Annotated in this window: 21 protein-coding genes and 1 tRNA gene; 13 read left to right on the top strand and 9 right to left on the bottom strand. The window is 68.7% G+C overall.

Annotated features, from left to right (window positions below; translation table 11 throughout):
- Positions 1–125: 125 nt before the first annotated feature.
- Positions 126–392, bottom strand: a complete 267-nt coding sequence (locus tag K2F47_RS36295; RefSeq protein WP_242910731.1) for a hypothetical protein — start codon at positions 390–392, stop codon at positions 126–128.
- A 94-nt stretch (positions 393–486) separates the two neighbouring features.
- On the opposite strand from K2F47_RS36295, the gene K2F47_RS36290 reads away from it, so the two are divergent.
- Both K2F47_RS36290 and K2F47_RS36285 read left to right on the top strand, forming a co-directional pair.
- Entirely contained in the window at positions 487–1434 is a 948-nt protein-coding gene (locus tag K2F47_RS36290) for a hypothetical protein (protein ID WP_242910730.1), read from the top strand.
- A 155-nt stretch (positions 1435–1589) separates the two neighbouring features.
- Positions 1590–3398: a hypothetical protein gene (locus K2F47_RS36285; protein ID WP_242910729.1), complete on the top strand. Its 1809-nt coding sequence runs from the start codon at positions 1590–1592 to the stop codon at positions 3396–3398.
- Between the two features lie 185 nt (positions 3399–3583).
- Here K2F47_RS36285 and K2F47_RS36280 read toward each other — a convergent pair.
- Positions 3584–3666, bottom strand: a tRNA-Leu gene (locus K2F47_RS36280).
- A 128-nt stretch (positions 3667–3794) separates the two neighbouring features.
- Here K2F47_RS36280 and K2F47_RS36275 point away from each other — a divergent pair.
- The 7 genes from K2F47_RS36275 to pknB are packed head-to-tail and all read left to right on the top strand — an operon-like array spanning position 3795 to position 12997.
- Positions 3795–4550 carry an FHA domain-containing protein gene (locus tag K2F47_RS36275; protein WP_067451055.1) on the top strand — a complete coding sequence of 252 codons (756 nt, stop codon included), beginning with the start codon at positions 3795–3797 and terminating at the stop codon, positions 4548–4550.
- 11 nt (positions 4551–4561) lie between these two features.
- Positions 4562–5071 carry an FHA domain-containing protein FhaB/FipA gene (locus tag K2F47_RS36270; RefSeq protein ID WP_242910727.1) on the top strand — a complete coding sequence of 170 codons (510 nt, stop codon included), beginning with the start codon at positions 4562–4564 and terminating at the stop codon, positions 5069–5071.
- A complete protein-coding gene (locus tag K2F47_RS36265) occupies positions 5068–6633 on the top strand; it encodes a Stp1/IreP family PP2C-type Ser/Thr phosphatase (RefSeq protein ID WP_242910725.1) in 1566 nt (521 codons plus the stop codon). The genes K2F47_RS36270 and K2F47_RS36265 overlap by 4 nt, the downstream gene beginning before the upstream one ends.
- Positions 6634–8220, top strand: coding sequence for an FtsW/RodA/SpoVE family cell cycle protein (locus K2F47_RS36260; protein ID WP_242910724.1), 1587 nt, complete (start codon positions 6634–6636; stop codon positions 8218–8220).
- Between the two features lie 10 nt (positions 8221–8230).
- Positions 8231–9712: a peptidoglycan D,D-transpeptidase FtsI family protein gene (locus tag K2F47_RS36255; protein ID WP_242910723.1), complete on the top strand. Its 1482-nt coding sequence runs from the start codon at positions 8231–8233 to the stop codon at positions 9710–9712.
- Positions 9709–11160, top strand: a complete 1452-nt coding sequence (locus K2F47_RS36250) for a serine/threonine-protein kinase (protein ID WP_242910722.1) — start codon at positions 9709–9711, stop codon at positions 11158–11160. Before K2F47_RS36255 ends, K2F47_RS36250 begins: the two co-directional genes overlap by 4 nt.
- 22 nt (positions 11161–11182) lie before the next feature.
- Positions 11183–12997, top strand: a complete 1815-nt coding sequence (gene pknB, locus K2F47_RS36245) for a Stk1 family PASTA domain-containing Ser/Thr kinase (RefSeq protein ID WP_242910721.1) — start codon at positions 11183–11185, stop codon at positions 12995–12997.
- A 271-nt stretch (positions 12998–13268) separates the two neighbouring features.
- Here pknB and K2F47_RS36240 read toward each other — a convergent pair whose 3' ends face one another.
- The 4 genes from K2F47_RS36240 to K2F47_RS36225 all read right to left on the bottom strand — a co-directional run bounded on the left by K2F47_RS36240 (position 13269) and on the right by K2F47_RS36225 (position 15487).
- Positions 13269–13850, bottom strand: a complete 582-nt coding sequence (locus K2F47_RS36240; RefSeq protein ID WP_242910720.1) for an anthranilate synthase component II — start codon at positions 13848–13850, stop codon at positions 13269–13271.
- A gap of 4 nt (positions 13851–13854) precedes the next feature.
- Positions 13855–14055 carry a hypothetical protein gene (locus tag K2F47_RS36235; protein ID WP_242910719.1) on the bottom strand — a complete coding sequence of 67 codons (201 nt, stop codon included), beginning with the start codon at positions 14053–14055 and terminating at the stop codon, positions 13855–13857.
- A gap of 8 nt (positions 14056–14063) precedes the next feature.
- On the bottom strand, positions 14064–14690 hold the full coding sequence (locus K2F47_RS36230; RefSeq protein ID WP_242911079.1) for a class E sortase: 627 nt from the start codon (positions 14688–14690) through the stop codon (positions 14064–14066).
- 98 nt (positions 14691–14788) lie between these two features.
- Positions 14789–15487: a DUF881 domain-containing protein gene (locus K2F47_RS36225; protein ID WP_242910717.1), complete on the bottom strand. Its 699-nt coding sequence runs from the start codon at positions 15485–15487 to the stop codon at positions 14789–14791.
- A 135-nt stretch (positions 15488–15622) separates the two neighbouring features.
- Here K2F47_RS36225 and K2F47_RS36220 point away from each other — a divergent pair, with 135 nt between their 5' ends.
- Complete coding sequence (locus K2F47_RS36220) at positions 15623–15880, top strand: cell division protein CrgA (protein ID WP_242910716.1); 258 nt, start codon at positions 15623–15625, stop codon at positions 15878–15880.
- A gap of 221 nt (positions 15881–16101) precedes the next feature.
- Here the strand turns inward: K2F47_RS36220 and K2F47_RS36215 are convergent, their stop codons facing one another.
- Together K2F47_RS36215 and K2F47_RS36210 are read right to left on the bottom strand one after the other, a co-directional pair.
- Complete coding sequence (locus tag K2F47_RS36215; RefSeq protein WP_242910715.1) at positions 16102–16989, bottom strand: rhomboid family intramembrane serine protease; 888 nt, start codon at positions 16987–16989, stop codon at positions 16102–16104.
- 46 nt (positions 16990–17035) lie between these two features.
- Positions 17036–17560 carry a peptidylprolyl isomerase gene (locus tag K2F47_RS36210; RefSeq protein WP_242910714.1) on the bottom strand — a complete coding sequence of 175 codons (525 nt, stop codon included), beginning with the start codon at positions 17558–17560 and terminating at the stop codon, positions 17036–17038.
- Positions 17561–17719: 159 nt separating this feature from the next.
- On the opposite strand from K2F47_RS36210, the gene K2F47_RS36205 reads away from it, so the two are divergent.
- Positions 17720–18181: a hypothetical protein gene (locus K2F47_RS36205; RefSeq protein WP_242910713.1), complete on the top strand. Its 462-nt coding sequence runs from the start codon at positions 17720–17722 to the stop codon at positions 18179–18181.
- Between the two features lie 111 nt (positions 18182–18292).
- Positions 18293–19084 (top strand): acyltransferase, encoded by a 792-nt coding sequence (locus K2F47_RS36200; protein ID WP_242910712.1) that lies wholly within the window; start codon positions 18293–18295, stop codon positions 19082–19084.
- Between the two features lie 36 nt (positions 19085–19120).
- Here K2F47_RS36200 and K2F47_RS36195 read toward each other — a convergent pair whose 3' ends face one another.
- A complete protein-coding gene (locus K2F47_RS36195) occupies positions 19121–19828 on the bottom strand; it encodes an alkyl sulfatase dimerization domain-containing protein (protein ID WP_242910711.1) in 708 nt (235 codons plus the stop codon).
- Between the two features lie 12 nt (positions 19829–19840).
- On the opposite strand from K2F47_RS36195, the gene K2F47_RS36190 reads away from it, so the two are divergent.
- Positions 19841–21355, top strand: coding sequence for a recombinase family protein (locus K2F47_RS36190; RefSeq protein WP_242910710.1), 1515 nt, complete (start codon positions 19841–19843; stop codon positions 21353–21355).
- The last annotated feature ends 707 nt before the right edge of the window (positions 21356–22062 follow it).

The following is a 22062-nucleotide window of genomic DNA, read 5'->3' as shown; positions in this document are numbered from 1 at the left end:
CTAATGATCTCCCGGCGTATGCGTCAACGGCGACGCGACGTGCCGTCCCCGCCCAGGTGGTGACGTAGGTGAAGACGGTGACTCGCATGGCTTGGCATGGCGGCGATGGAGTCGCAGTCGACAGGTCACCAGGCCTGGCTCGCAGCGAGATTGGCGAGGATAACGCGGCACTTGCCGCCACCATGGCTGGCACTCGGCAGAACGATTGGCGCATCGCCCGCTCGACCGTACAGCGTGCCACTTGATCTGTTGCCGGTTGAGTTCACGCCGGACTTCATACGCCCGGAGACCTTGAAATTTTCCTTCCACATTCTGCCGGTAATCATCAAAACCACCGAACGCTCACCAAAGGACGCAATGGGGGGCAAATCGTCTTCAATTGCCCTGACCAAGAGTCCGTAATACCCTTCCTGCAATTGGATTAGCAGGCGGGGGGCTGGGCAACGCTGATCAACGTCAGTTCATGGCGCTCGATCAAGGCGGCAGATGGTGTCGAAGCAGGTCAGCGGACAGGAGGACGTGGTCGCCTCCTACACGCCCGCCGACAACCCGCCGGGCTGGCGGCGGGTGGCCGGCGAGGTGCGCAAGGTCGTCCGGACTGCGTTGCCGCTCATGCGGTATTCGGCGGGCGAGCTCATGGGGGTATTGTCCCAGCTGGCGCTCTTTGCCGATGCCGAGGGGCAACCAATACGAGCTGACTTGTGGCTCACCCGCGAGTACATCGAGCGGTTCGTCTTGGTGGGCTGCGCGCACTTGGGCGAATCTTCCCGGGCCAACTACCGGTCGAAGCTACTGCGGTTGCGCGAGGCAGTGCTGGGTGGCGATTGCGCCACCGGCACGCCTGCTCGCTTGTCCAGTTCTCCGACTTCCTACCCCTACACCCGGGCGGAGCAGGTGTCGTTGTGGACGTGGGCCTGCGGCCAGCCGACGGATGAGCTGCGGGACAACTTGGCCGTCCTGATCAGCCTTGGGCTCGGCTGTGGTCTGAGCTCTCACGAAATCATTCCGTTGCGAGCGGGTGACGTGAGCGTGGGGGGATCAGGCGCGCGCGATCAGCCGACTGTGGTCGCGGTGCGCGGTAGGCGCTCGCGGCTGGTGGTGTGCCGTCGCCCGTGGGAGTCGACCTTGACCGACCTGGCTGCCCGTGTAGACGTTCGAGATGCTCACCTCTTCCGGCCTGGCGCCAGTAGGCGCGGCGGCAACCTCGTCACCAACTTCCTGTCCCGCTCCCATCCGGTGTCTGGAACGCCGGCCCTCAAGACGAGTCGCCTACGCGCCACCTGGCTGGCGGAGCTGATCGAGGCCGGACTACCGCTGACGGTCATCGTGGCCGCAGCCGGGCTGGGAGCGCTGCACGGCTTGTCTCGCCTCATGCCGCACATCGGCCGTATGGAGGCCTCGCAGGCGGCGCGGTTGCTGCGGGACAGCCCATGACAGTCACAACCGCAGGCCCGAGACGGCGTAGGGCTGTTCTTACAGCTCATATGGTGCAGATGCAACCCTTCCTTTATCGGGCTTTTTGGTCCCTTCATCGCCCGCACCGACGCAGCCGAGGCGGAGCGGCAACTGCGAGGCCTGGAGCCGTAGCGGTGTCCGACGCCACACTCCGCGCAACTGGCGGCGGGACTCAGCAGCCCGGCGGTTTCACACACCCTGCGAAGGGCCACGGGTGGCACCGCATCCGGGAGGGTCGAGTCGAGTTCAGCGACTTGAGGGTCCGACGCGCAGCCGAGTTCGTCGACGCCAGCGGCATCGCCGACGAACTTCAAGCCATGATCGCTAAGACGACAGGGCGACCTCGCCTCTGCACCGTCCAAGGTCTGCTGGTCGGGATGACCTTGTGCTCGCGCCGGAACGCCAACGGCGCTGTGTTCTTCAACCAGGTCGCCGACATCTTGCACTGGGCGATCCCGGAGGACTGGCGGCGCCGGTTCAAGCTGCTGGAGCGGCCGGACAACCTCGACGGGTTCGAAGCCGCCTACGCGGTGATCCTTCGTCTGTTTCGCACCATCGTCGCCGCTCTGGATCCCTCTTCACTGCCCAAGAACAAGCACCTGACCGTCGAGCAGGCCAAGGCCTACTTCGCAGCCGCGGACCCCCAGCTGCTGCAGCAGCATCGTCAAACCCTCACCCGCATCAGCAACCGCATCCTGGAGGCCTCGCTCGCCGCCGTCGAGCAGCATCTGACAACACTGTGGGACGGATCGGTCGGCGTCGATGCAACCCCGGTCGAAACCTTCGCCAGAGGCGTATCGGCCAAGAGGGACTACACCTCCACCGATCCCGATGCCGCCTACTACGTCCGTGAAGGCGACCACCGCGACCCCGACCTGACACCGTCGGCGCCGCGACCGCGCGGTCGGCGCAGGACCACGAACAAGCTGCTGTGGGGGTACGACGCCACCCTGGCCGTCGCCCGCAACCCCCATCACGACCCGCAGCCCATGCCGAACGGGTGCGGTGACCCTGAAGCTCTTCCCGCACTCACCGTGGGATTCATGCTCGACAAGCCTGGGCACAGCCCCGGCGCCAACGGCATCGCTGTCCTCGACGACATCCGGCGCCGAGGCCATCCGGCCGGAGAGCTGGCCGCCGACGCCGCCTACAACAACTCCATCGCCGCCGACTGGCAGATCCCTTTGCGCAAGCTCGGCTACCGGCCCACCTACGACTACCGCGTCGACCAGCTCGGGAAGATCGACAGCATCCACGGCACCATCCTGGTCGAGGGAACCTGGTACTGCCCCTCGATGCCTGAGAACCTCGTCAACGCCACCATCGGTCACCGCCGTCATCCGGTCGATCCCAAAGCGATCGACCAGCAGACCTGGCGCACCCGCATCGAGGCACGCGCTCGATTCGCCCTGGCTCCCAAGGGCAAGCCCAACGACAACGGCCAGCAGCGGTTCATGTGCCCCGCGACCGCCTGCCGTGCGCAATGCGCCCTCAAACCCACCGGCCTCGGCGCCGGCCCCCACCTGCCCCTGGTCGACCCCATCCCCAGCCCTGTAGGGCCACCCAAGATCTGCCAGCAGACCAGCATCAGCGTCGCCATCGAGGACGGCGCCAAGCACTGGCAACCGCGGGCCTACGGCAGTCCGGAATGGCAAAAGATCTACGGACGGCTCCGCAACACAGTCGAAGGCATGAACGGCTACGCCAAGGCCGACGCCCACGAGGGCATCGAGCACGGCGGCAACCGACGCGTCCGCGGCGTAGCCGCGCAAAGCCTTCTGCTGGCCTTCCAACTGGCCCACGCCAACGAACGCAAGATCAACGCCTGGCTCGCCACGCTCCCCGGCCCGGACGGACGGCCGCACCGCCGGGCCCGATACAAGACACCCAAGCCGCTGGGCACCTGGACACCCACCGGGCACATCACCCCGCCCGCAGCCTGAAGCCCCCGCGCTCACCACACCGCCACACCACCACAAACCAGACCCAAGGGCCGAGGCGCTCTCCTGCGTGCCTGTCCCCTCGGTTTCGGCGATCACAGCCTCCGTAACGACAAAGACCCCGAAGCTTGCCAGCTCCGGGGTCGTTTCGTCACTGTGGGGCTACGACTTTCGTCTGTGCCCCCGAGTGGGCGAGGAGGGATTTGAACCCTCACATCCTTTCGGACACACGGACCTGAACCGTGCGCGTCTGCCGTTCCGCCACCCGCCCGTGGGTGCGTGCCCGTCTCCGGGCGCTCGAAAAGGCTAGCACGCGCTGAGCAGTGGTTAGGTATCCAGATACGTCGAGCGAACCTTCGCACCGATACGATCGTCTACCAGTGGGGAAGGGAGGTGCCCGTGGGCGTCATTCAGCGCTTCGAGCGACGGCTCGAGGGCATGGTCGAAGGGGCCTTCGCCCGTGCCTTCAAGTCGGAGCTCCAGCCGGTCGAGGTGGCCAGTGCTGTGCAGCGCGAGATGGACGATCGGGCGGCGATCGTGGCGCAGGGCCGCACGCTGGTTCCGAACGACTTCGTCGTCGAGATCTCTCAGCAGGACGGGCAGCGGTTGCAGGTCTACGCCGACAGCCTGAGCCAGGAGCTGGCCAATCTCGCGCGCGAGTACGCGAAGGAGCAGGGGTACTCCTTCGTGGGCCCGGTGCGGGTGCGGTTCGAGAACGCCGGCGACCTCGCCACGGGGATGTTCCGCATCAGGTCCGGTGTCATCAGGGGCTCGACGGTGGAGGGCGGGGAGATCCGCCAGCCGGTGAGCGACGTGCCGCAGGGGGGCAGGGGGGGTGCCTTCGGGGGGCATCCGCGGCTGCTGGTGACGACGGCGGTGGAGGGCTCCGACACCACTCAGCGCACTTATGAGATCAACACTCCGGTCACCCTTCTGGGTCGCGGTACCGACTGTGACCTGCGTCTTGTTGATCCCGGCGTGTCCCGGCACCATGCCGAGATCCGCGTAGAGGGTCCCGAGATCGTGCTCGTGGATCTAGGGTCGACCAACGGCTCGTTCGTGAACGGGCAGCCGATCCGGCGGGTGACGCTGGTCGACGGCTCCCGCGTCACGATGGGTCGCACCACGCTTGTTTTCCGCCGCGACAGGGAGTAACCCCGACTCCGATGACCCCATTCACCCTCACGCTGATCAAGCTGGCGTTCCTCGCGGTGCTCTGGCTCTTCGTCATCGCGGCCGTCGGCGTGATCAGGGCCGACCTGTTCGGCTCGAAGGCGGCTGCCAAGGCGGCTTCGCGAGCCGCGCAGCCGCCCCGTCCGGCGAAGGCGGCGGCGAAACAGTCCAAGGCGCAGCGCGCGCCGCAGCGCAGCAGCGCCCAGCATGGCGCCCCGACGAAACTGGTGGTCGTCCAGGGCGAACGGGCGGGCACCGTCATCGACCTCACGGGGGTGCCCATTACCATCGGCCGGGCCAATGACGCCACGCTCGTGGTGACCGACGACTACGCTTCGAGCCGGCATGCCCGACTTTATGCGCAGGACGGTCAGTGGATCGTGGAAGATCTCGGCTCGACCAATGGCACATATCTCGGACGCACGAAGGTGAGCCGGCCGATGCCGGTGCCGCCCGGCGTCCCGGTCCGTATCGGCAAGACCGTGATCGAGCTGCGCAAATGACACTGGGAATCCGCTACGCCGCGCGCTCCGACGTCGGCATGCTGCGCGAGGGCAACGAGGACTCCGCGTACGCGGGCGCGCATCTGCTCGCGGTGGCCGACGGGATGGGCGGGCACGTCGGCGGGGAGATCGCGAGCGCGGCGGCGATCGAGGCGCTGCGGGGGCTGGACAAGGACCTCCCCGCGACCGAGCTGCTGGCCGCGCTGGAGCACACGGTCAAGACGGCCAACGACAACCTGCACCGCATCGTGGAGTCCGACCCCGCGCTCCAGGGCATGGGTACGACGCTGACGGCGATGCTATGGGCGGGCAACCAGGTCGCGCTGGTGCACATCGGGGACTCCCGCGCGTACCTGCTGCGGGACGGCAGCCTGTTCCAGATCACGCACGACCACACGCTGGTGCAGTCGCTCGTGGACGAGGGGCGCATCAGCCCCGACGAGGCGGCCTCGCACCCGCAGCGCTCCCTGCTGCTGCGGGCGCTGGACGGCCGCGGCGAGGTCGATCCCGACCTGTCGCTGCGCGAGGCGAAGGTCGGCGACCGGTACCTGCTGTGCTCAGACGGCCTGTCCGGCGTCGTCACGGCGGAGACGATCTTCCAGGTGCTGACGGACGTCGCGGACCCGGAGCAGGCCGTCCGGCAGCTCATCGACCTGGCGAACCGGGGCGGCGGGCCCGACAACATCACCTGCGTGGTCGCGGACGTGATCGACCTCGGCCGGCAGCCGCCGACGGGCGGCCCCGGGCACGCGGTGGGGGCGGCGGCGAACGCGGCGCCGGGCGGCGGCGGCCCGGGCGCGGGCCCGGCCGACACCCCGGCGGGGCGCGCGGCGCAGTTGCGCGACACGATGCCGCAGCCGCCCGTCGCGGTGGACGAGATGCCCCCGCCCGCGCCGATGCCGATGGGCGACCCGATGGCCGGTCCCCCGCAGCAGCCGGCGATGGCGCAGGCCGCGCCGGGGCGGGCCAGGCGGGGCGGGGCGCGCAAGTGGACGTGGCTGGTGGTCGCGGCGGGCGTGGTGGTCGTGGCGGTGGCGGCGGGTGGTGTCTATCTGGTGCAGACCGTTCGGAACGGCTACTACATAGGGGAAGAGGGCGGCCAGGTCGTCCTGTACCGGGGGTCCACGGACGAGTTCCCGCTGATCGACCTGTCCCGCAAGGCGGCACCCAAGGACCAGCCGAACCCGCCGATCCCCGTCGCCGATCTGCCGCAGAACTTGCAGCAGCAGGTGAAGGCCACCTACTCGGTGAAGGGGCCGGCGGCCCTGAACGATTTGAAGAACAGCGTTTGCAAGTACGTCCTCGTCGCCGAGGGCGACAAGGTCGCGGTCGCGAAGGGCAAGGGGCAGCGCGACTGCCCGCAGGGCACGCCGAAGGCCAGTGACCTCCCGGTCGCCGAGCTTCCGCGCTCGGACGCGACCGCGGTCTCCAAGGGCACGCTCGCGTTCGTCGGCCAGGCCGCCGCCGACGCGAAGCTGAACGAGCTGCGCGCCCGCCGGGACGAGTGCAAGACGCCGAACCCGACCATTCAGGATTGTCCCGCGGGCAGGGGGAAGTCCTAGATGAGTTCGATCGGGGCGCAGATCCGGGCGCATCTGCCGTACCAGCGACGCAACGCGGCCTCGTTCGCGTTGCTGATCTTCGCGATGGTGCTGACGCTGTCGGCGTTCGCGGAGGTCGGGCTCGCCCGGGACGGCTACATCCCGAAGGGCCTGTTCCTGTACGGCGGCGGGCTGGTGGTGCTGGCGTTCGGCGCCTACTTCGTCCAGGCCAAGTTCGCGCCGTACGCCGACCCGCTGCTGCTGCCGCTGTCGGTCGCGCTGAACGGCATCGGCCTGGCGATGATCTACCGCCTCGACCTCGACACCAGTGAGGACCACAGGGTCGCGGCCGCCGCGGGCAAGAAGCTGCTCAAGGACGCGGCGGACGCGCCCGGCCAGCTCATGTGGACGTTCGTCGGGATCGGGCTGTTCGTCGCCGCCATCCTGATCATGCGCGACACCGACAAGCCGGACGCGCCGCTGTCGTTCACGCCGAAGACCGCGCAGCGCTACACCTACCTGATCGGCCTCGGCGCGATCATCCTGTTGCTGCTGCCGATCGTCCCCGGCATCGGCGCGGAGATCAACGGCGCGCGGGTGTGGATCGCCCTCGGCCCGTTCTCGGTGCAGCCGGGCGAGTTCGCCAAGCTGCTGCTGGTCGTGTTCTTCGCGGGCTACCTGGTCAACAAGCGGCAGGCCATGTCGCTGATCGGAAAGAAGATCGGCCCGTTCAGCCTGCCGCGCGCCCGCGACCTGGGCCCGATCCTGGTGATCTGGTTCTTCTGCCTGGGCGTGCTGTTCATGCAGAAGGACCTCGGGACCGCGCTGCTGTTCTTCGGCCTGTTCGTGTCGATGCTCTACATCGCGACGCAGCGGCTGTCGTGGGTGATGATCGGCATGTGCCTGCTGGCGGTGGGCGTGTTCGTCGCGACGCTGCTGCCGTTCATGGGCCACGTCAACCAGCGCATCGACATCTGGCAGAACCCGAAGCCCTACTTCGACGGCGGCTGCCTGCTGGAGACCGGCAAGGTCGTCCCGGTCAACCCCGACACCGACATCTACAAGAAGTTCAAGGCCAAGGGCAGCCTGTCGCCGGGCTTCAGCGCGTGCGCGGAGCTCGGCGGCGAGTACTCCGACAGCGCGCAGCTGATGAAGGGCCTGTTCGCGCTCGGGCAGGGCGGGGTGCTCGGCACCGGCCTCGGCCAGGGCGAGCCGTGGCGGACGCCGCTGTCGTTCAGCGACTTCATCTTCGACTCGCTGGGCGAGGAGCTCGGCCTGACGGGGTTGATGGTGCTGCTGCTGGTGTACGCGTTGATCGTGCAGAGAGGCATGAAGACCGCCGTCGCCGCGCGAGATCCGTTCCTGAAGCTGTTCGCCGGAGGTGTCTCGTTCGTCCTCGGCCTCCAGGTGTTCGTGATCGTCGGCGGTGTCACCCGGTTGATCCCGCTCACCGGTCTGACGACGCCGTTCCTGTCCCAGGGCGGTTCGTCGCTGATGGCCAACTGGATCCTGATCGCGATCCTGGTCCGGATGAGCCATGACGCGCGCAAGCCCGCCCCCCAGGCGATCCAGGACGAGGGCATGACCCAGATCGTGAGCACGAGGTGATCTCGCCCCTATGAACATGGACAAGCCGATCAGGCGGGTGGCGATCTTCGGGTTGCTGCTGTTCTTCGGGTTGATGGCGCAGGTGAACTACGTCCAGGGGAGTCAGGCGGACAACCTGCGCAACGACTCGAACAACCACCGCCAGTACTCCGACCTGTTCAACTCGCCGCGCGGAACCATCTCGGCGGGCGGCGAGGTGCTGGTGTCCTCGGAGGAGACGCACAAGGACAACCCGAAGTACGGGCGGATCTACAAGGACGGCCCGGTCTTCGCGCCGGTCACCGGGTACTTCAACGGCAACGCGACGCAGGTGGAGCGGGCCTACAACTCGCTGCTCGGCGGCAAGGACAAGCGGATCACGCAGCAGCGCTGGTTCGACACCTTCATCGGGAAGAAGCCCGTGGGGGCGAACCTCGAACTGACGATCAACCCGAAGGCGCAGCGGGTGGCCTACGAGCGGCTCAAGGGGCAGACGGCGGAGGGCCGCCGCGGCGGCGCCGTGGTGATCGACGTCAGGACGGGCGCGGTCCAGGTGGCGGCGTCCTGGCCGTCCTTCGACCCGAACGAGGTGGCACCGCAGACGGGCGACAAGGGCGTCAAGCGGCTGGCGGAGCTCGACGGCGCGACCGGGGTCCTCAAGCCGCTGGTCGACAACGCGCTGAGCCAGACGTTCCCGCCGGGCTCCTCGTTCAAGTCCGTGACGACGGCGGTCGGCATGCAGGACCTCAACATCAACAGCTCGACGACGGTGAACACCGGCCAGCTCATCCTGCCGGAGTCGGGGCGTCCGCTGCCGAACTCGCACGACAGCGGGAGCTGCGCGGGGTCGGCGCCGCTGAAGGGCGCGTTCGCCGAGTCGTGCAACACCTCGTTCGGGAAGATGGCCCTGGACCTCGGCATCCAGCAGCTCCACGACGGCGCCAAGAAGTTCGGGTTCGGCGAGCGGGTGAACCTGGAGCCCGACATGCCCGCCGCCAAGAGCGAGGTGCCGGTGTCGGTGCAGGACGCGAGCGGCAAGACGATCCCGACCGGCAAGGACGGGACGGCGCGCTCGGGCATCGGCCAGGAGAACGTGCGCGCGACGCCGTTGCAGATGGCGATGGTCGCGGCGGCGATCGCCAACAAGGGCAAGATCATGAACCCGTACGTGGTGCAGCGGGCGCGCGCGAAGGACCAGAGCGAGGTCTACAGTGCCTCGCCGAAGCCGTACGGCCAGGCCATGACCGGTGACCAGGCGTCGCAGCTGGAGGACATGATGCGCGCGGTGGTCTCCGAGGGCACCGCGAAGAACCTCCAGAGCGCCAACATCGCAGGTAAGACCGGTACCGCCGAGCAGGGGGCGGGCATCCCGAACTCGCGCTGGTTCGTCGGGTTCGGCCCGTTCGACAACCCGCGGTACGCGTTCGCGGTGGTCACCGAGGGTTCCGGCGACGGTGCCACCAACGCCGGGCCGGTCGCCGCCGCGATCATGGCCCAGGTGCTGAAGAAGTGAGCGCGGACCTCGTCCTGAACCACCGGTACCGGCTGCTGGAGCGGCTGGCGATCGGGGGGATGGGCGAGGTCTGGCGTGCCTCGGACGCCTCGCTCGGGCGGCAGGTGGCGGTGAAGCTGCTGCGGCTGGAACTGGTGTCGGACGCGTCGGCGCTGCGCCGGTTCGAGTCGGAGGCGGAGTTCGCCGCCGGGCTGCGACACCGCGGCATCGCACGGGTGTTCGACTTCGGCGAGCAGGACGGCCGGATGTACCTGGTGATGGAGCTGGTACCGGGCGAGCCGCTGGACGAGATCCTCGTGCGCGACGGCGGGCTGCCGCTGGAGGCCGTCCTCGATCTGCTGGTGCAGGCGGGGCGGGCGCTGACGGTGGCGCATGAGGCGGGCATCGTGCACCGCGACGTCAAGCCGGCGAACCTGATGATCTCGCCGGACGGCACCCTGAAGATCACCGACTTCGGTATCGCGCGGCGGCTGGAGGCGGCGTCGCAGACGGCGACCGGCATGGTGATGGGGACGGCGCACTACATCTCGCCGGAGCAGGCGTCGGGGCAGCCGATCAGCCCGGCCGCCGACCTGTACTCGCTGGGCGTGGTGGCCTACGAGTGCCTGACCGGGATGCCGCCGTTCGACGGGCGCACGCCGGTGGAGATCGCGCTGAAGCACGTCAAGGACGAGCCGCCGGAACTGCCCGCGCACGTGCCGGCGGAGGCGCGGGCGCTGATCGCGGCGCTGCTGGCGAAGGCGCCGCAGGACCGTCCGGCGGACGCGAACGCGGTGGCCGACTGGGCTTTGCGGGTCCGGGCGTCGCTGAGCACGGGGCGGTCCGCGCGTCCCGGGGAGAAGCCCGGGGTGGTCTCGGTGGCGCCGTCGGTGGGGGTGACCACCGCGGCCCGGCCGGACGGTACCGGCCAGACGTCCGATATGTCGGGATTTGACGCAGGGTCAGGGCCGGATAACCTCACCGGGGGGATAGATAACCCAGGCGAAAAGGCAAGGACCGGGGACGGGCGACGGCGCCTGACCTACGCTTCGGTCGCGGCCGGGCTGCTGCTCATCGGCTGCCTGGTCATCGGCTCGCTCTGGAAGGGGCTCGCCTTCGCCGGATCGGGCGACGAGCGGGACGCGCCACAGCAACCGGCCACCGGCCCGGCGGGCGGGGAGGGCCAGGGGGACCCGGTCGGGAAGCCCGGTGGGCCGTCCGCGCATAGGGATGGTGGCCCCGCACCGACTGTCACGAGACGGCACGGTACGCGTAGGATCCGTCCGTCAACGCCGGGGACGGGCAGTGGGTCCCCTACACACAAGCCAACGAGGAAACCGCCCCGGGCGACTCCCAGCGCCCCAGACCCGACACCGACACCGACGGGCAGCACCACGACTCCGTCAACTCCGAGCCCGGATCCCTCGCCCACGCCGGGCGGGGAGCTAGGTTCGGAGGACAAGGTGTAGACGTACGAGGGAAAGTGCACATATGAGTCAACCTCGGCTGCTCGGCGGCCGCTACGAGCTCGACACGGTGATCGGGCGTGGCGGCATGGCCGAGGTCTACCGTGCCCGAGATCTGCGTCTCGATCGCGTGGTCGCGGTCAAGACCCTGCGCTCAGACCTGGCCCGTGACCCCACATTCCAGGCCCGGTTCCGCCGCGAGGCCCAGTCGGCCGCGTCGCTGAACCACCCCTCGGTCATCGCCGTGTACGACACCGGCGAGGACATGATCGGCGACACCTCCATCCCCTACATCGTCATGGAGTACGTGGACGGGAGCACGCTGCGCGACCTGCTGCGGGAGAACCGCGCGCTGCTGCCCGACAAGGCTCTGGAGATCACCGACGGGATCCTGCGGGCGCTGGACTACAGCCACCGCGGCGGGATCGTGCACCGCGACATCAAGCCGGCGAACGTGATGATGACCCGGGCCCACGAGGTCAAGGTCATGGACTTCGGCATCGCCCGCGCGATGGCCGACTCGGCGGCGACGATGACGCAGACCGCGCAGGTGATCGGCACCGCGCAGTACCTGTCGCCCGAGCAGGCGCGCGGCGAGCGGGTCGACGCCCGCAGCGACATCTACTCCACCGGCTGCGTCCTGTACGAACTGCTCACCGGCAAGCCGCCGTTCACCGGCGACTCCCCGGTCGCGATCGCCTACCAGCACGTCCGCGAGGAGCCGGTGCCGCCGTCCCAGGTGGACCCGGACATCCCGCAGTGGGCCGACGCGATCGTGCTGAAGGCGATGGCGAAGGACGCGGCGCACCGCTACCAGAACGCGACGGAGTTCCGGCAGGAGATCCAGCGCGTCCTCCAGGGGCAGCCGGTGTCCTCGACCGCCGCGTCCACGATGCTGATGGGCGCGCAGCCGGGCGGCACGCAGGTGATGGGCGGCTACCAGGGCGGCCCGCCGCCGCACACGCAGGTGCAGCGGCCGGTCGGCGACGGGTACGACCTGCCGCCCGTCCACTACGACGAGAACGGCCCCGAGCGGGGCGGCGCCGGGAAGAAGGCCGCGATCTGGATCGCGCTCGCGGTCGTGTTCATCGGCGGCGCCGCCGCGATCGGGTTCCTGATGTCGGGCGGCAACGACAAGGGCGAGAAGAAGGTCGCGGTGCCGCAGAGCATCGTGGACGTCCCGCGCAAGCAGGCGGAGGCGGAGTTGACCAAGCTCGGCCTGAAGCTCGGCGACCCGACGACCGACTACAACAACGACATCCGCAAGGGCAACGTCATCACCGCCGACCCCAAGCCCGGCAGCGACGTGGCCGAGGGCTCGACGGTGACGCTGACGATCTCCAAGGGCAGGAAGCCGCCCGCCGAGGTCGATGTGCCGGACGTGGCCGGCAAGCCGTACTCGGTGGCGAAGAACATGCTGGAGGAACGCGGCTTCGAGGTCGAGAAGCGGGTGGAGAACAGCGACTCCGTCCCGCGGCTCGACGTGATCCGCACCGACCCGAGCGGCGGCGGCAAGGCGCCGAAGAACTCCAGCGTCACCGTGTTCGTGTCGAACGGGCCCAACAACCTGAAGGTGCCGACGCTGACCAACAGCAGTCAGCGGGCGGCCTGCGGGAAGCTGGAGAGCCTCGGGTTGCGGTGCAAGGTCGAGAAGGGCTTCGCGCCACCCGAGAAGCCGGTGGCGCCGGGCTTCGTCTACGACCAGTCGCCGGGGCCGGACGCGACGGTCGCGCCGGGCGACACCGTCACGATCTACGTGGCGCAGAAGCCCTCGCCGACGCCGACGATCGGCCCGTCCGGTCCGGGCTTCCCGACCTTCCCGGACGGCGACGGAGGCTGAGCCCCACGTGACGGTAAGGGCCCCGATCCCCGGCAGGGGGTTGGGGCCCTTCGTCGTCGGCGTCCCGTCGTCGGCGCCACGCGGTCGCCGTAGCCGCTATGGGGCCGGAGCCGGGCATGAGAGAGGGCTTCCGCCACTCGGGGGCAATGGCGGAAGCCCTCAATATGGTCTTCGGACGGACTTGCCTGGACGTTACGAGTTTTAACGGAATTTTTCCGAACATGGTGGCAGCCGGCCCGCCGCAGTCGGCTCGTGGCGGCGAACGCGCAGGTCAGACGGTGGACATGCACATCTCCAGCCAGTTGGCCAGCAGATGATGCCCATGTGCCGACAGCACCGACTCGGGATGGAACTGGACGCCCTCGATCGGGAGGTCGCGGTGTCGCAGGCCCATGACGACGCCGTCCGGGGTCGTGGCGGTGACCTCCAGGACGTCGCGCGGGACCGTTCCCGGCTCGACGGCGAGCGAGTGGTAGCGGGTCGCGGGGAACGGGACCGGCAGGCCGCGGAACACCCCGGCGCCATCGTGCTCGATCGGGCTCGTGTAGCCGTGGACGACCTGCGGCGCCCTCCGGACGGCGGCGCCGTGCACGTGGGCGATCACCTGGTGGCCGAGGCAGACGCCGAGCAGCGGCATCGCGCGGCGCTCGGCGTCGGCGACGAGGTCGAGGCACACCTCGGAGCCGGACGGGTGCCCGGGGCCGGGGCTCAGCAGCACGCCGCCGGCGGACGCGGCGTCCCGGACGGCGACGTCCGCGCGGTCCTTGACCACGCAGTCGGCGCCCAGCTCCCTCAGGTACTGGACGATGTTGAACACGAAGCTGTCGTGGTTGTCCACGACGAGGACCCGCACGCGCTCACCCGGGCCCGGGCACCGACGGGCTGGACGTCCCGGTCGGCTCGCCGTTCACGACGCCATGGTCGAAGTGGACCTTCGGCTCCATCCAGGGGAAGACGACGTACCAGAGTATGAGGGCGACGGCGATCGCGACCGCGATCGCGATCCCGCTCTTGGCCTGCCAGGTCCCCGGCAGGTGGCGCCAGATCCAGGCGTACACGGCGTCCTCTACTTTCCGGTTGTGGCGGCGCGGGGCAACTCGGAGACCATCGTGCCGAAGATGATCATCCGCTCGGCGGCGGAGTACTTCGGGTGACACGTGGTCAGCGTGATCCGCTTTTCGGTCGGTCGCTTATTCGGGTGGTTCGGTACCGGCGCGGTCACCTCGACGGCCGTCGGCTTGACGATCTCGCGCCCGGTGACCTGGTACACGAACTGCCGGTCGCGGGTGTCGATGAGGATCTTGTCGCCGGCGCGCAGCTCGCCGAGCCGGTTGAAGGGGGCGGAGTAGGTCGTCCGGTGGCCGGAGACGACGAAGTTGCCGATCTCGCCCGGCATGGCGCTGCCCGGGTAGTGGCCGGGGCCCTTGCGCAGGTCGGCGCGGTCGACGCCCTCGATGATCACGTAGTGGTAGCCGTCCCCGAACCGGGGGATGCGGATCATGGCGAGGCCCTTGCCGAGCCGCACCTTCTCGGTGGTGACCTTGGGCGCCTTCCAGGTGTCCATCAGCTCGCGGCCGAGCCGGTCCTGCTGGGCGCGGGTGTACTGGCCCGTCCCCCACAGCTCGTAGGTCACGAACAGCATCAGGATCAGCCCGGCGGTGATGCACAGCTCGCCCAGGCCGCGGATGACCATCCGCACCGCGCGTCCCCCCTCTGTCGACGATTCCGTCTCGCTACCCCTCGTCCCCCTACCGCGGCCCCGCTACCCCGGCCCCGCTGCGCCCGGCCGCGTCAGGGGCCGCCGCCGTCCTCGGGCACCGTGGCGTGGCTCATGGTGACGTTCGCGGTGTAGGCGGGCAGCGCGGCGCGGTCGAGGGCCTGCACCGCGTACCCGAGCCCGTACGCGTGGACGTACTTGCGGTACGTCCCGATCACGGGGGAGGCGTCGAGCGCGGCGCGCAGCCGGTCCGGGTCGCCGACGGCGGTGATCCGGAACGGCGGCGAGTACACGACGCCCTGGAGGATCAGCGTATTGCCCACGCACCGCACCGCGCTCGTCGAGATCACCCGCTGGTCCATGATCTGCATCGCGCGCGCCCCGCCCGCCCAGAGCGCGTTCACGACGGCCTGGACGTCGCTCTGGTGGACGACGAGGTCGTCGGGACGGACACCGTGCGGCAGATCCCCCGATTTGGGCAGTGGAGCGTCGTCCAGCGACACGCGGACGGCGGGCCCGGTGACCGCCGTGAATCCCGACCGGAGGGCGAGCCGGTCGGCCTCGCCCTGCGCCTGCTTCACCCGCGCGTCGTGCCGTCCTGCCTCGCGGGAGATGGCGTCGACGTCGCGGCGCAGCCGGCGGTACTCCTCGCGCTCCCGGCGCGCCCGGCGCTGATCAGCGGAGATGAGGTCGGTGATGCGGGTGCGGCCCTCGTCGCGCAGGCTCGTGCCGCGGGCCGTGCTCGCGCTCGCCGCGAACAAGGTTCCCGCCACAAGCGTGATAGCTGGGATGATGCTTCCCCAAGCCGAACGCCGTACGCTGCTCACCAGCGACTACGCTAACCGACAAAACACCCATGCGCGGTCCGGCGCTCCGGCCGCCGGACGCCCGAGGAGATCGAATCCACCGTGGCCAAGTCCAAAGTGCGCAAGAAGGCTGTTTACACGCCCCCGCAGAAGTCCAAGGCGCCCGAGGTCAGCCCCCGCTGGCTGGTCCCCACGATGGTCGGCCTCTGGCTGATCGGCCTCGCCTGGATCGCGGTCTTCTACGTGACGGCGAGCACGAACACCGACGTCCCGTTCATGTCCGATCTGCACAACTGGAACCTGGGGATCGGCTTCTCCGCCATCATCCTCGGCGTGGTGCTCTCGACCCGCTGGCGCTGACCGCCCGCGCCGTCCCGCCAGGGTGACCGCGCCGGTTGCCACCTCGCTCCCGATGGCCACCGGTCCGCGGTACCCACATTGACGTCGAGCCAATCCACGAAAGTTATCCACAGCCTGGGGATCTCCCACCCCGGCTATCCCCAGGTTTTCCACAGGCGCGGAGCCGAGCTCGGCCCGAACGGCCGGGACGACGCGACCCGGCGAGGCCGAGCCCGACCCGGCTACAGGGCCGAGCTCAACTCCGCGGTCTTGGCCAGCACGAGCACGGTGAGCAGCGCCAGCGTGACCAGCGGCGCCGCGATGTGCACGAGGCCCCGCCGGGCGGCGGGCGCGTAGGCCATCGCCGCCGCCAGCGCGCCGCCGACGACCAGGCCGCCGATGTGCCCCTCCCAGGAGATGTCGGGCACCGAGAAAGTGATCACCAGATTGATGACCAGCAGGAACACGATCGGCCCGACCTGCCCGCCGAGCCGGCGTCCGATCACGAAGTAGGCCCCGAACAGCCCGAAGATCGCGCCGGACGCGCCGACCGCCGAGTTCCCCGGATCGACCAGGTACAGCAGCACCGAACCGCCGAGCCCCGACAGCATGTACAGCGCCAGGTAGCGCCAGCGTCCGAGCACCTGCTCCAACGCCGGGCCGATCGCCCACAGCGCCCACATGTTGAACACGATGTGCGCGATGCCGAACGACCCGCCGCGCTGGTGCAGGAACATCGACGTGACCAGCCGGTACCACTCGCCCTCGGACACGCCGATGACGTCCCCGTTGATCAGCGTCGCCTGGCCGATCATCATGTAGTCGGCGATGAACCGCCAGGACGACAGCTCGATCAGGTAGGCGAGCACGCACAGGCCGATCAGCGAGTACGTGACGACCGGCACCGCCGACGCCGCCCCCGGCACGCCCAGCGGCGTCACCGGACGGGCTCGCCGCGCCCCGCGGTTCCCCTCCGCGACGCACTCCACGCACTGGTGCCCGACCGCGGCGTCCCGCATGCACTCGGGGCAGATGTAGCGGTCGCACCGGGTGCAGCGGACGTAGGTCTCCCGTCCCGGATGCCGGTAGCAGGTCGGCACCGAGGTCTCGGGCTTGGGTTCTGTGCTCATGAGGGGGCTCCGTGGGGCCGGGGCAGGGTCCTACCCTGTAGGACGATTAACGCCGCTCGATCGTCACCGTCTTGATGGCGACGTCGTCCTTCGGACGGTTGCCGCCGCCGGTCGGGACCTGCCCGATCCGGTCGACGACGTCGGTGCCCTCGATCACCTTGCCGAAGATCGTGTGCCGTCCGGTGAGGTGCTGGGTCGCGGCGACGTTGGTGGTGATGAAGAACTGCGAGCCGTTGGTGCCGGGCCCGGCGTTCGCCATCGCCAGCAGGTAGGGCTTGTTGAACTTCAGGTCGGGGTGGAACTCGTCCTTGAACTCGTAGCCGGGGCCGCCGGTCCCGGTGCCGAGCGGGTCCCCGCCTTGGATCATGAACCCGTCGATGACGCGGTGGAAGATCGTCCCGTTGTAGAGCGGCGCCTCGGTCTTGCGACCGGTGCGCGGGTCGGTCCACACACGGGTGCCCTCCGCCAACTCGGTGAAGTTCGCCACGGTCTCGGGCGCCTGCTCCGGGTAGAGCTGGATCACGATCTTGCCGAGCGTCGTGTCGAGCGTCGCGAAGATCTCGTTGGCCACGCTGGCCGCCTCCTAGTGAAGTTGGGTGTTCGTCGATCCCGGACACGCATGAATCGCTCACGCGGAGTAATCAGACAATCACCCTCGCGCGGTTTACCTCCCCGATAACGGGAAGGTGCTGAACAGGACCTCGCAGAAAGGGAGGTTAGCGTGTCCCTGATGATCAGTACTCGCCGGAAGCCGCGGGAGCAAGTTCGCACGCGGTTCACCCGGACGCAGGAGGCTGCCCGGCATGGCGCGGAGATCGCCCGGCGGCGGGTCGGCGCGTCAGCCGAGCGGATCAAACCGGTCGCCGCAGACCGCGTCCTCGTCGCCCGCGGCTGGGGCGCGCCCCGGATCAGGCGGGCGGCCCAGTACGTGGAGACGGGCCTCGCCCCGAAGGTGAGCTCGTTCCTGAGCGGCGTCGCCCACCGGGTCGAGCCGCCGGGTCGTGACCGGCCCCGGCGCGGCGCGGTCGTGGCGATGGTGGGAGCCGTCGCCGCCGTCGGCGTGGCGGGTGCGGTGCTCACGCGCCGCAGCGTCACCGGCGGTTCGGACGACGCCTCGGAGGAGGCCACCTCGGCCGACTCCATGACCGTCTCCGGCGCGGACGTCGACGGCCAGGTGCACTCACCGCACTGACCCGCCCGTGAACGAGAAGGGCCCGGCCTCACGAGGCCGGGCCCTTCTCGTCCTACGCCTTCGGGGTGGTTTCCGGCGACGTGGTTTCTACCAACCGGTACGGTGAGCGCCATGTCACCGAATCCCGGCGTGGCGCGGCGGGCGCTGGCGGAGCGTGTGCGGCGGCGGGCGCGCCAGGGTGCGCACGCGGCCGTCCACAGCGCGTGGGAATGGGTGCGGCGGCACGGCGAGATCACGCCGCAGACGCCGGGCCGCCACAGGTTCGCCTACCTGGGCGAGGGCGCGTGCATCGGCTTCCCGGTCGGGGCGATCTACGGCGAGCCGTGGATCTCGATCGGCGACCACACGCTGGTCGGGACGCATGTGACGATCTCCGCCGGGTTCGTCCCCGGCCTCGATCTCGGCCCGGACGTCATCGTGCGGATCGGTGGGAGCTGCTCGATCGGACGGGGCACGCACATCGTCGGGCACCAGTCGATCGAGATCGGCAACGACGTCTTTACCGGGCCGAACGTGTACATCACCGACCAGAACCACACCTACGGGGACCTGGACACCCCGATCGGACGGCAGTGGCCCGAGAACAACCCGGTCGTGATCGGGGACGGCTGCTGGATCGGCACCGGCGCGATCATCCTGCCCGGCACCCGGCTCGGCCGGAACGTCGCGGTCGCGGGCGGCGCGGTCGTCCGGGGCGAGTTCCCCGACCACGCGGTCGTCGGCGGCGTGCCCGCGAAGATCCTCCGCAGCCACGACGGGGACAACGGCTGGCAGCCGCCGCTGCGCACCGACGGTTCCGCCATGCCGCTGGACGAGCTCGCCGCGCTGTCGGTGGACGGGATCGGCGGCCTCCAGATCCTCCAGGACAGGCTCCGCGAGGAGGCGGCCCAGGTCACGGAGTGACGATCGGCCGCGCGACGTCCCGCGATGAAGGCGGGGTCACGGGGTGACGATGGGGAAGTCGGGCTCGGCGCCGTCCAGGACGGCGAGCAGCCGCCGCAGCGCCCCCGCGTCCCCGGTGCTGGTGATTCCCTCGGCGCTCTTGCCCGTGACCAGCCCGAACAGCTGCGGACGGTTGAGAGTGAGCGTCAGATCCGCGCCGCCGATCCCGTCCGAAACGCGCCGGTGGATGAGGACGCCGTTGGACAGCGTCATCCGGTGGCGCTCGGCCGTGTCGCCGAACGCCCAGTCGATGGTCAGGTGCTCGTCCCACGCCTTGGGCCCGTTCACCCTGATCGCCATCGAGTCGAAGACCTGCTCGACAGACAGCCCGGCGGTCATGCCCGCCGCGATGCCGAGCGGGACCGGCCGCACGCCCTCGCGCAGCTCCAGCGCGCCGGTGAGGTAGAAGTTGCGCCAGGTCCCGCACTCGGCGCCCTCGCCGAGCCGCCGGTAGACCTCGGCGAGGCCCGTCCTGGCGTCGGTGTTGCCGGGGTCGGCGAAGACCACGTGGTCGTAGAGGGTCGCGGCGAACCGCAGGTCGCCCTGGTCCGCGTAGTCGCGGGCCAGCGCCATCACCCTGGACGCGCCGCCCATGCACTCGACGTACCGCGTGGCGTTCTCGACCGGCGGATGCTCCCACAGGTGCGGGGGGTTGCCGTCGAACCAGCCCAGGTACCGCTGGTAGAACGTTCCTGTAGGTAACACGAGGAGCCCCTCATGGACGCTACTGACGGTGACCTCATTCCCGTGGTCGACTACGCACGCGCGAGCGTAGACAAGAGGAAGGACGAGCACTCGGTTCGGAACCAGCAGACCACCAACACCCAGACGGCCAAGCGGCTTGGCTGCCGCATCGTCGCCCGGTTCTCCGACAACGACAAGTCCGCAGCCAAGGAGGACCTCGTACGGGACGGCTTTGAGGCCATGCTTCGGGTGCTGCGCACAGGCCATCTAGAGGACGGCACCCCGGTTTCGGGCTGCATCGTGGTTCACGATGACCGGCTGATCCGCAAGGCAGGCGACTACGAGCGGTTCGTCGATGCACTGACCTACAGGGAAGGCCGGGTGTACGCCGACCAGCGCGGGTTCATGGATCTCTACAGCGAAAACGTGGAGAACATGGGACTTATGGGGGCTGTGGCCTCACGCATCGAGATCAAGAAGATGCGTAGGCGAATGCGTCAGCATCACAGCGACAACGCTCGTGAGGGCAAGCCACTTCAGGGGCCCCGGCCGTTTGGATGGCAGAAGGACGGCGTCACGTTGGACCCTGCCGAGTCGGCTCTGCTGCGGCAGGCAGCCGAACGGTTCATCGCTGGCGGTTCGATCAATTCCATCTGCCGGGACTGGCTCAAGAAGGGAGTTAAGACCTCCCGGGGGAACGAATGGACCAGCCGTACACTTACGGTTGCACTAAAGAAACCTCGCCTGTGCGGATGGCGAATCCTGAACGGTGAAATCGTGAGGGACGACGATGGTAATCCCATCGTGGGTGCTTGGGATTCGATCATCACCCCGGAGCAGTGGCAAGCGATACAAGCGATCTTCGCCGAACGCAGCGGCAAGCAGATCGGCCCAGATGGGGTGCTACTCGGCAACCTGCAACGCGACCACCGCGAACACCAGTACCTACTAACCGCGACGCTGCGATGCGGCGTGATCCTCCCGGACGGCGCCATGTGCAACCACAAACTACGTGCCGGGTTTCAGAAGAAGATGGGCCGTCATCGCTACTTCTGTCAGGCGCCAAGCAACGGGGGATGCGGCAAGCTCGCTCGCCGGGGGGACCTGATTGACGAATTCGTTTCCGAGGCAGTCCTAGCGAAACTGGAACAGCGCAGCACCGTGGAGATCAAAGAAGTGGGTCCATGGCCTAAGAAACGCGAACTGGCGGAGAAGGTTGAGCAGTTTAACGAGCTTCGAGCGCGCTTCGCCAAGCGGAAGATCACCAATTCGCTGTTCTTCGAGGAGATTGAACGGCTGGAACCGGACATTGCCAAGCTGAGAGCAGAAGCCGAGAAGTACGAACTCGAAAGTGCACGCGCAAAGCGAGACCTCACCGAAATCCGCCGCCGTTGGTACTCCGAGACCGACGATGACCGCTTGGACCTCTCCCAGAAACGTGCCTACATCCGGGAAGCGCTGCACGCCGTGATCGTGCACCCCGCCGGTAAGGGGCACGGCAAGCGCTTCGACCCTGACCTACTCGAACCCATCTGGCGCGAAGACTAAGCTCAGCCAGCGTCGAGGCCCCGGAGGTGAAGGCCGACCGGGGTCTCTTGCTTTGTGATCTGCATCACTTCTAGCCGTGTGCGGCCAGTCGTCAGCGGACGCCACCGGACGCCAGCGGTCACCAACGGACAACCACACACACCCCGAAGCCCTACGCGATGGGCGGTTTCGGGGGTTTGATCTCCGCGTGCGCGTGGCACAGTGAAGATCGGAGCCGCATCCAGCGACTTCGAGATGGGCGAGTGGTGGCGGGGTCGGCTCCCGCCGGGAGGCCCGTGAGGTGTCCTCCGTACAACGCGACAGCCGTTACACATCACACACATACACATTCGCCGGGGTGGGCTCTCGGCACGTAAGACCGGGGTCGCTACCGGGCAGGCTTGTCCTGCGGGAACAGCTCACTAACTCAAAGAGCCCTGGCCAACACAGCACACAGATAGCCACTCGTCGCGAAGCACTTCGATCAGGTGGGCGTCAGCCTACCCGTGAGTCGTGGTGTGTTCGTCTCGGGGATCGTGCGCGCTCTCTTCGCTGTGGCCAGGGAGAGGATTACAGGGTTGAAGCCCAGCCCGGAAGCTGTCGCATGGGGCAAGCGTCAGGCCAGCCAATCGCCGCGCTGGACTGAGGACAAGTGGAACCGCATCGGGACGATCTTCGGCCTACTGCTGGCCGAGGACGAGCCCGAGGAGCAGAACCAGGACCAGGCA

The organism is Actinomadura terrae (genome assembly GCF_022751215.1).
GTDB classification, from domain to species: domain Bacteria; phylum Actinomycetota; class Actinomycetes; order Streptosporangiales; family Streptosporangiaceae; genus Spirillospora; species Spirillospora terrae.
Note: the sequence above shows the minus strand (reverse complement) of the source record. Positions and strands in the feature narration are given on the sequence as shown.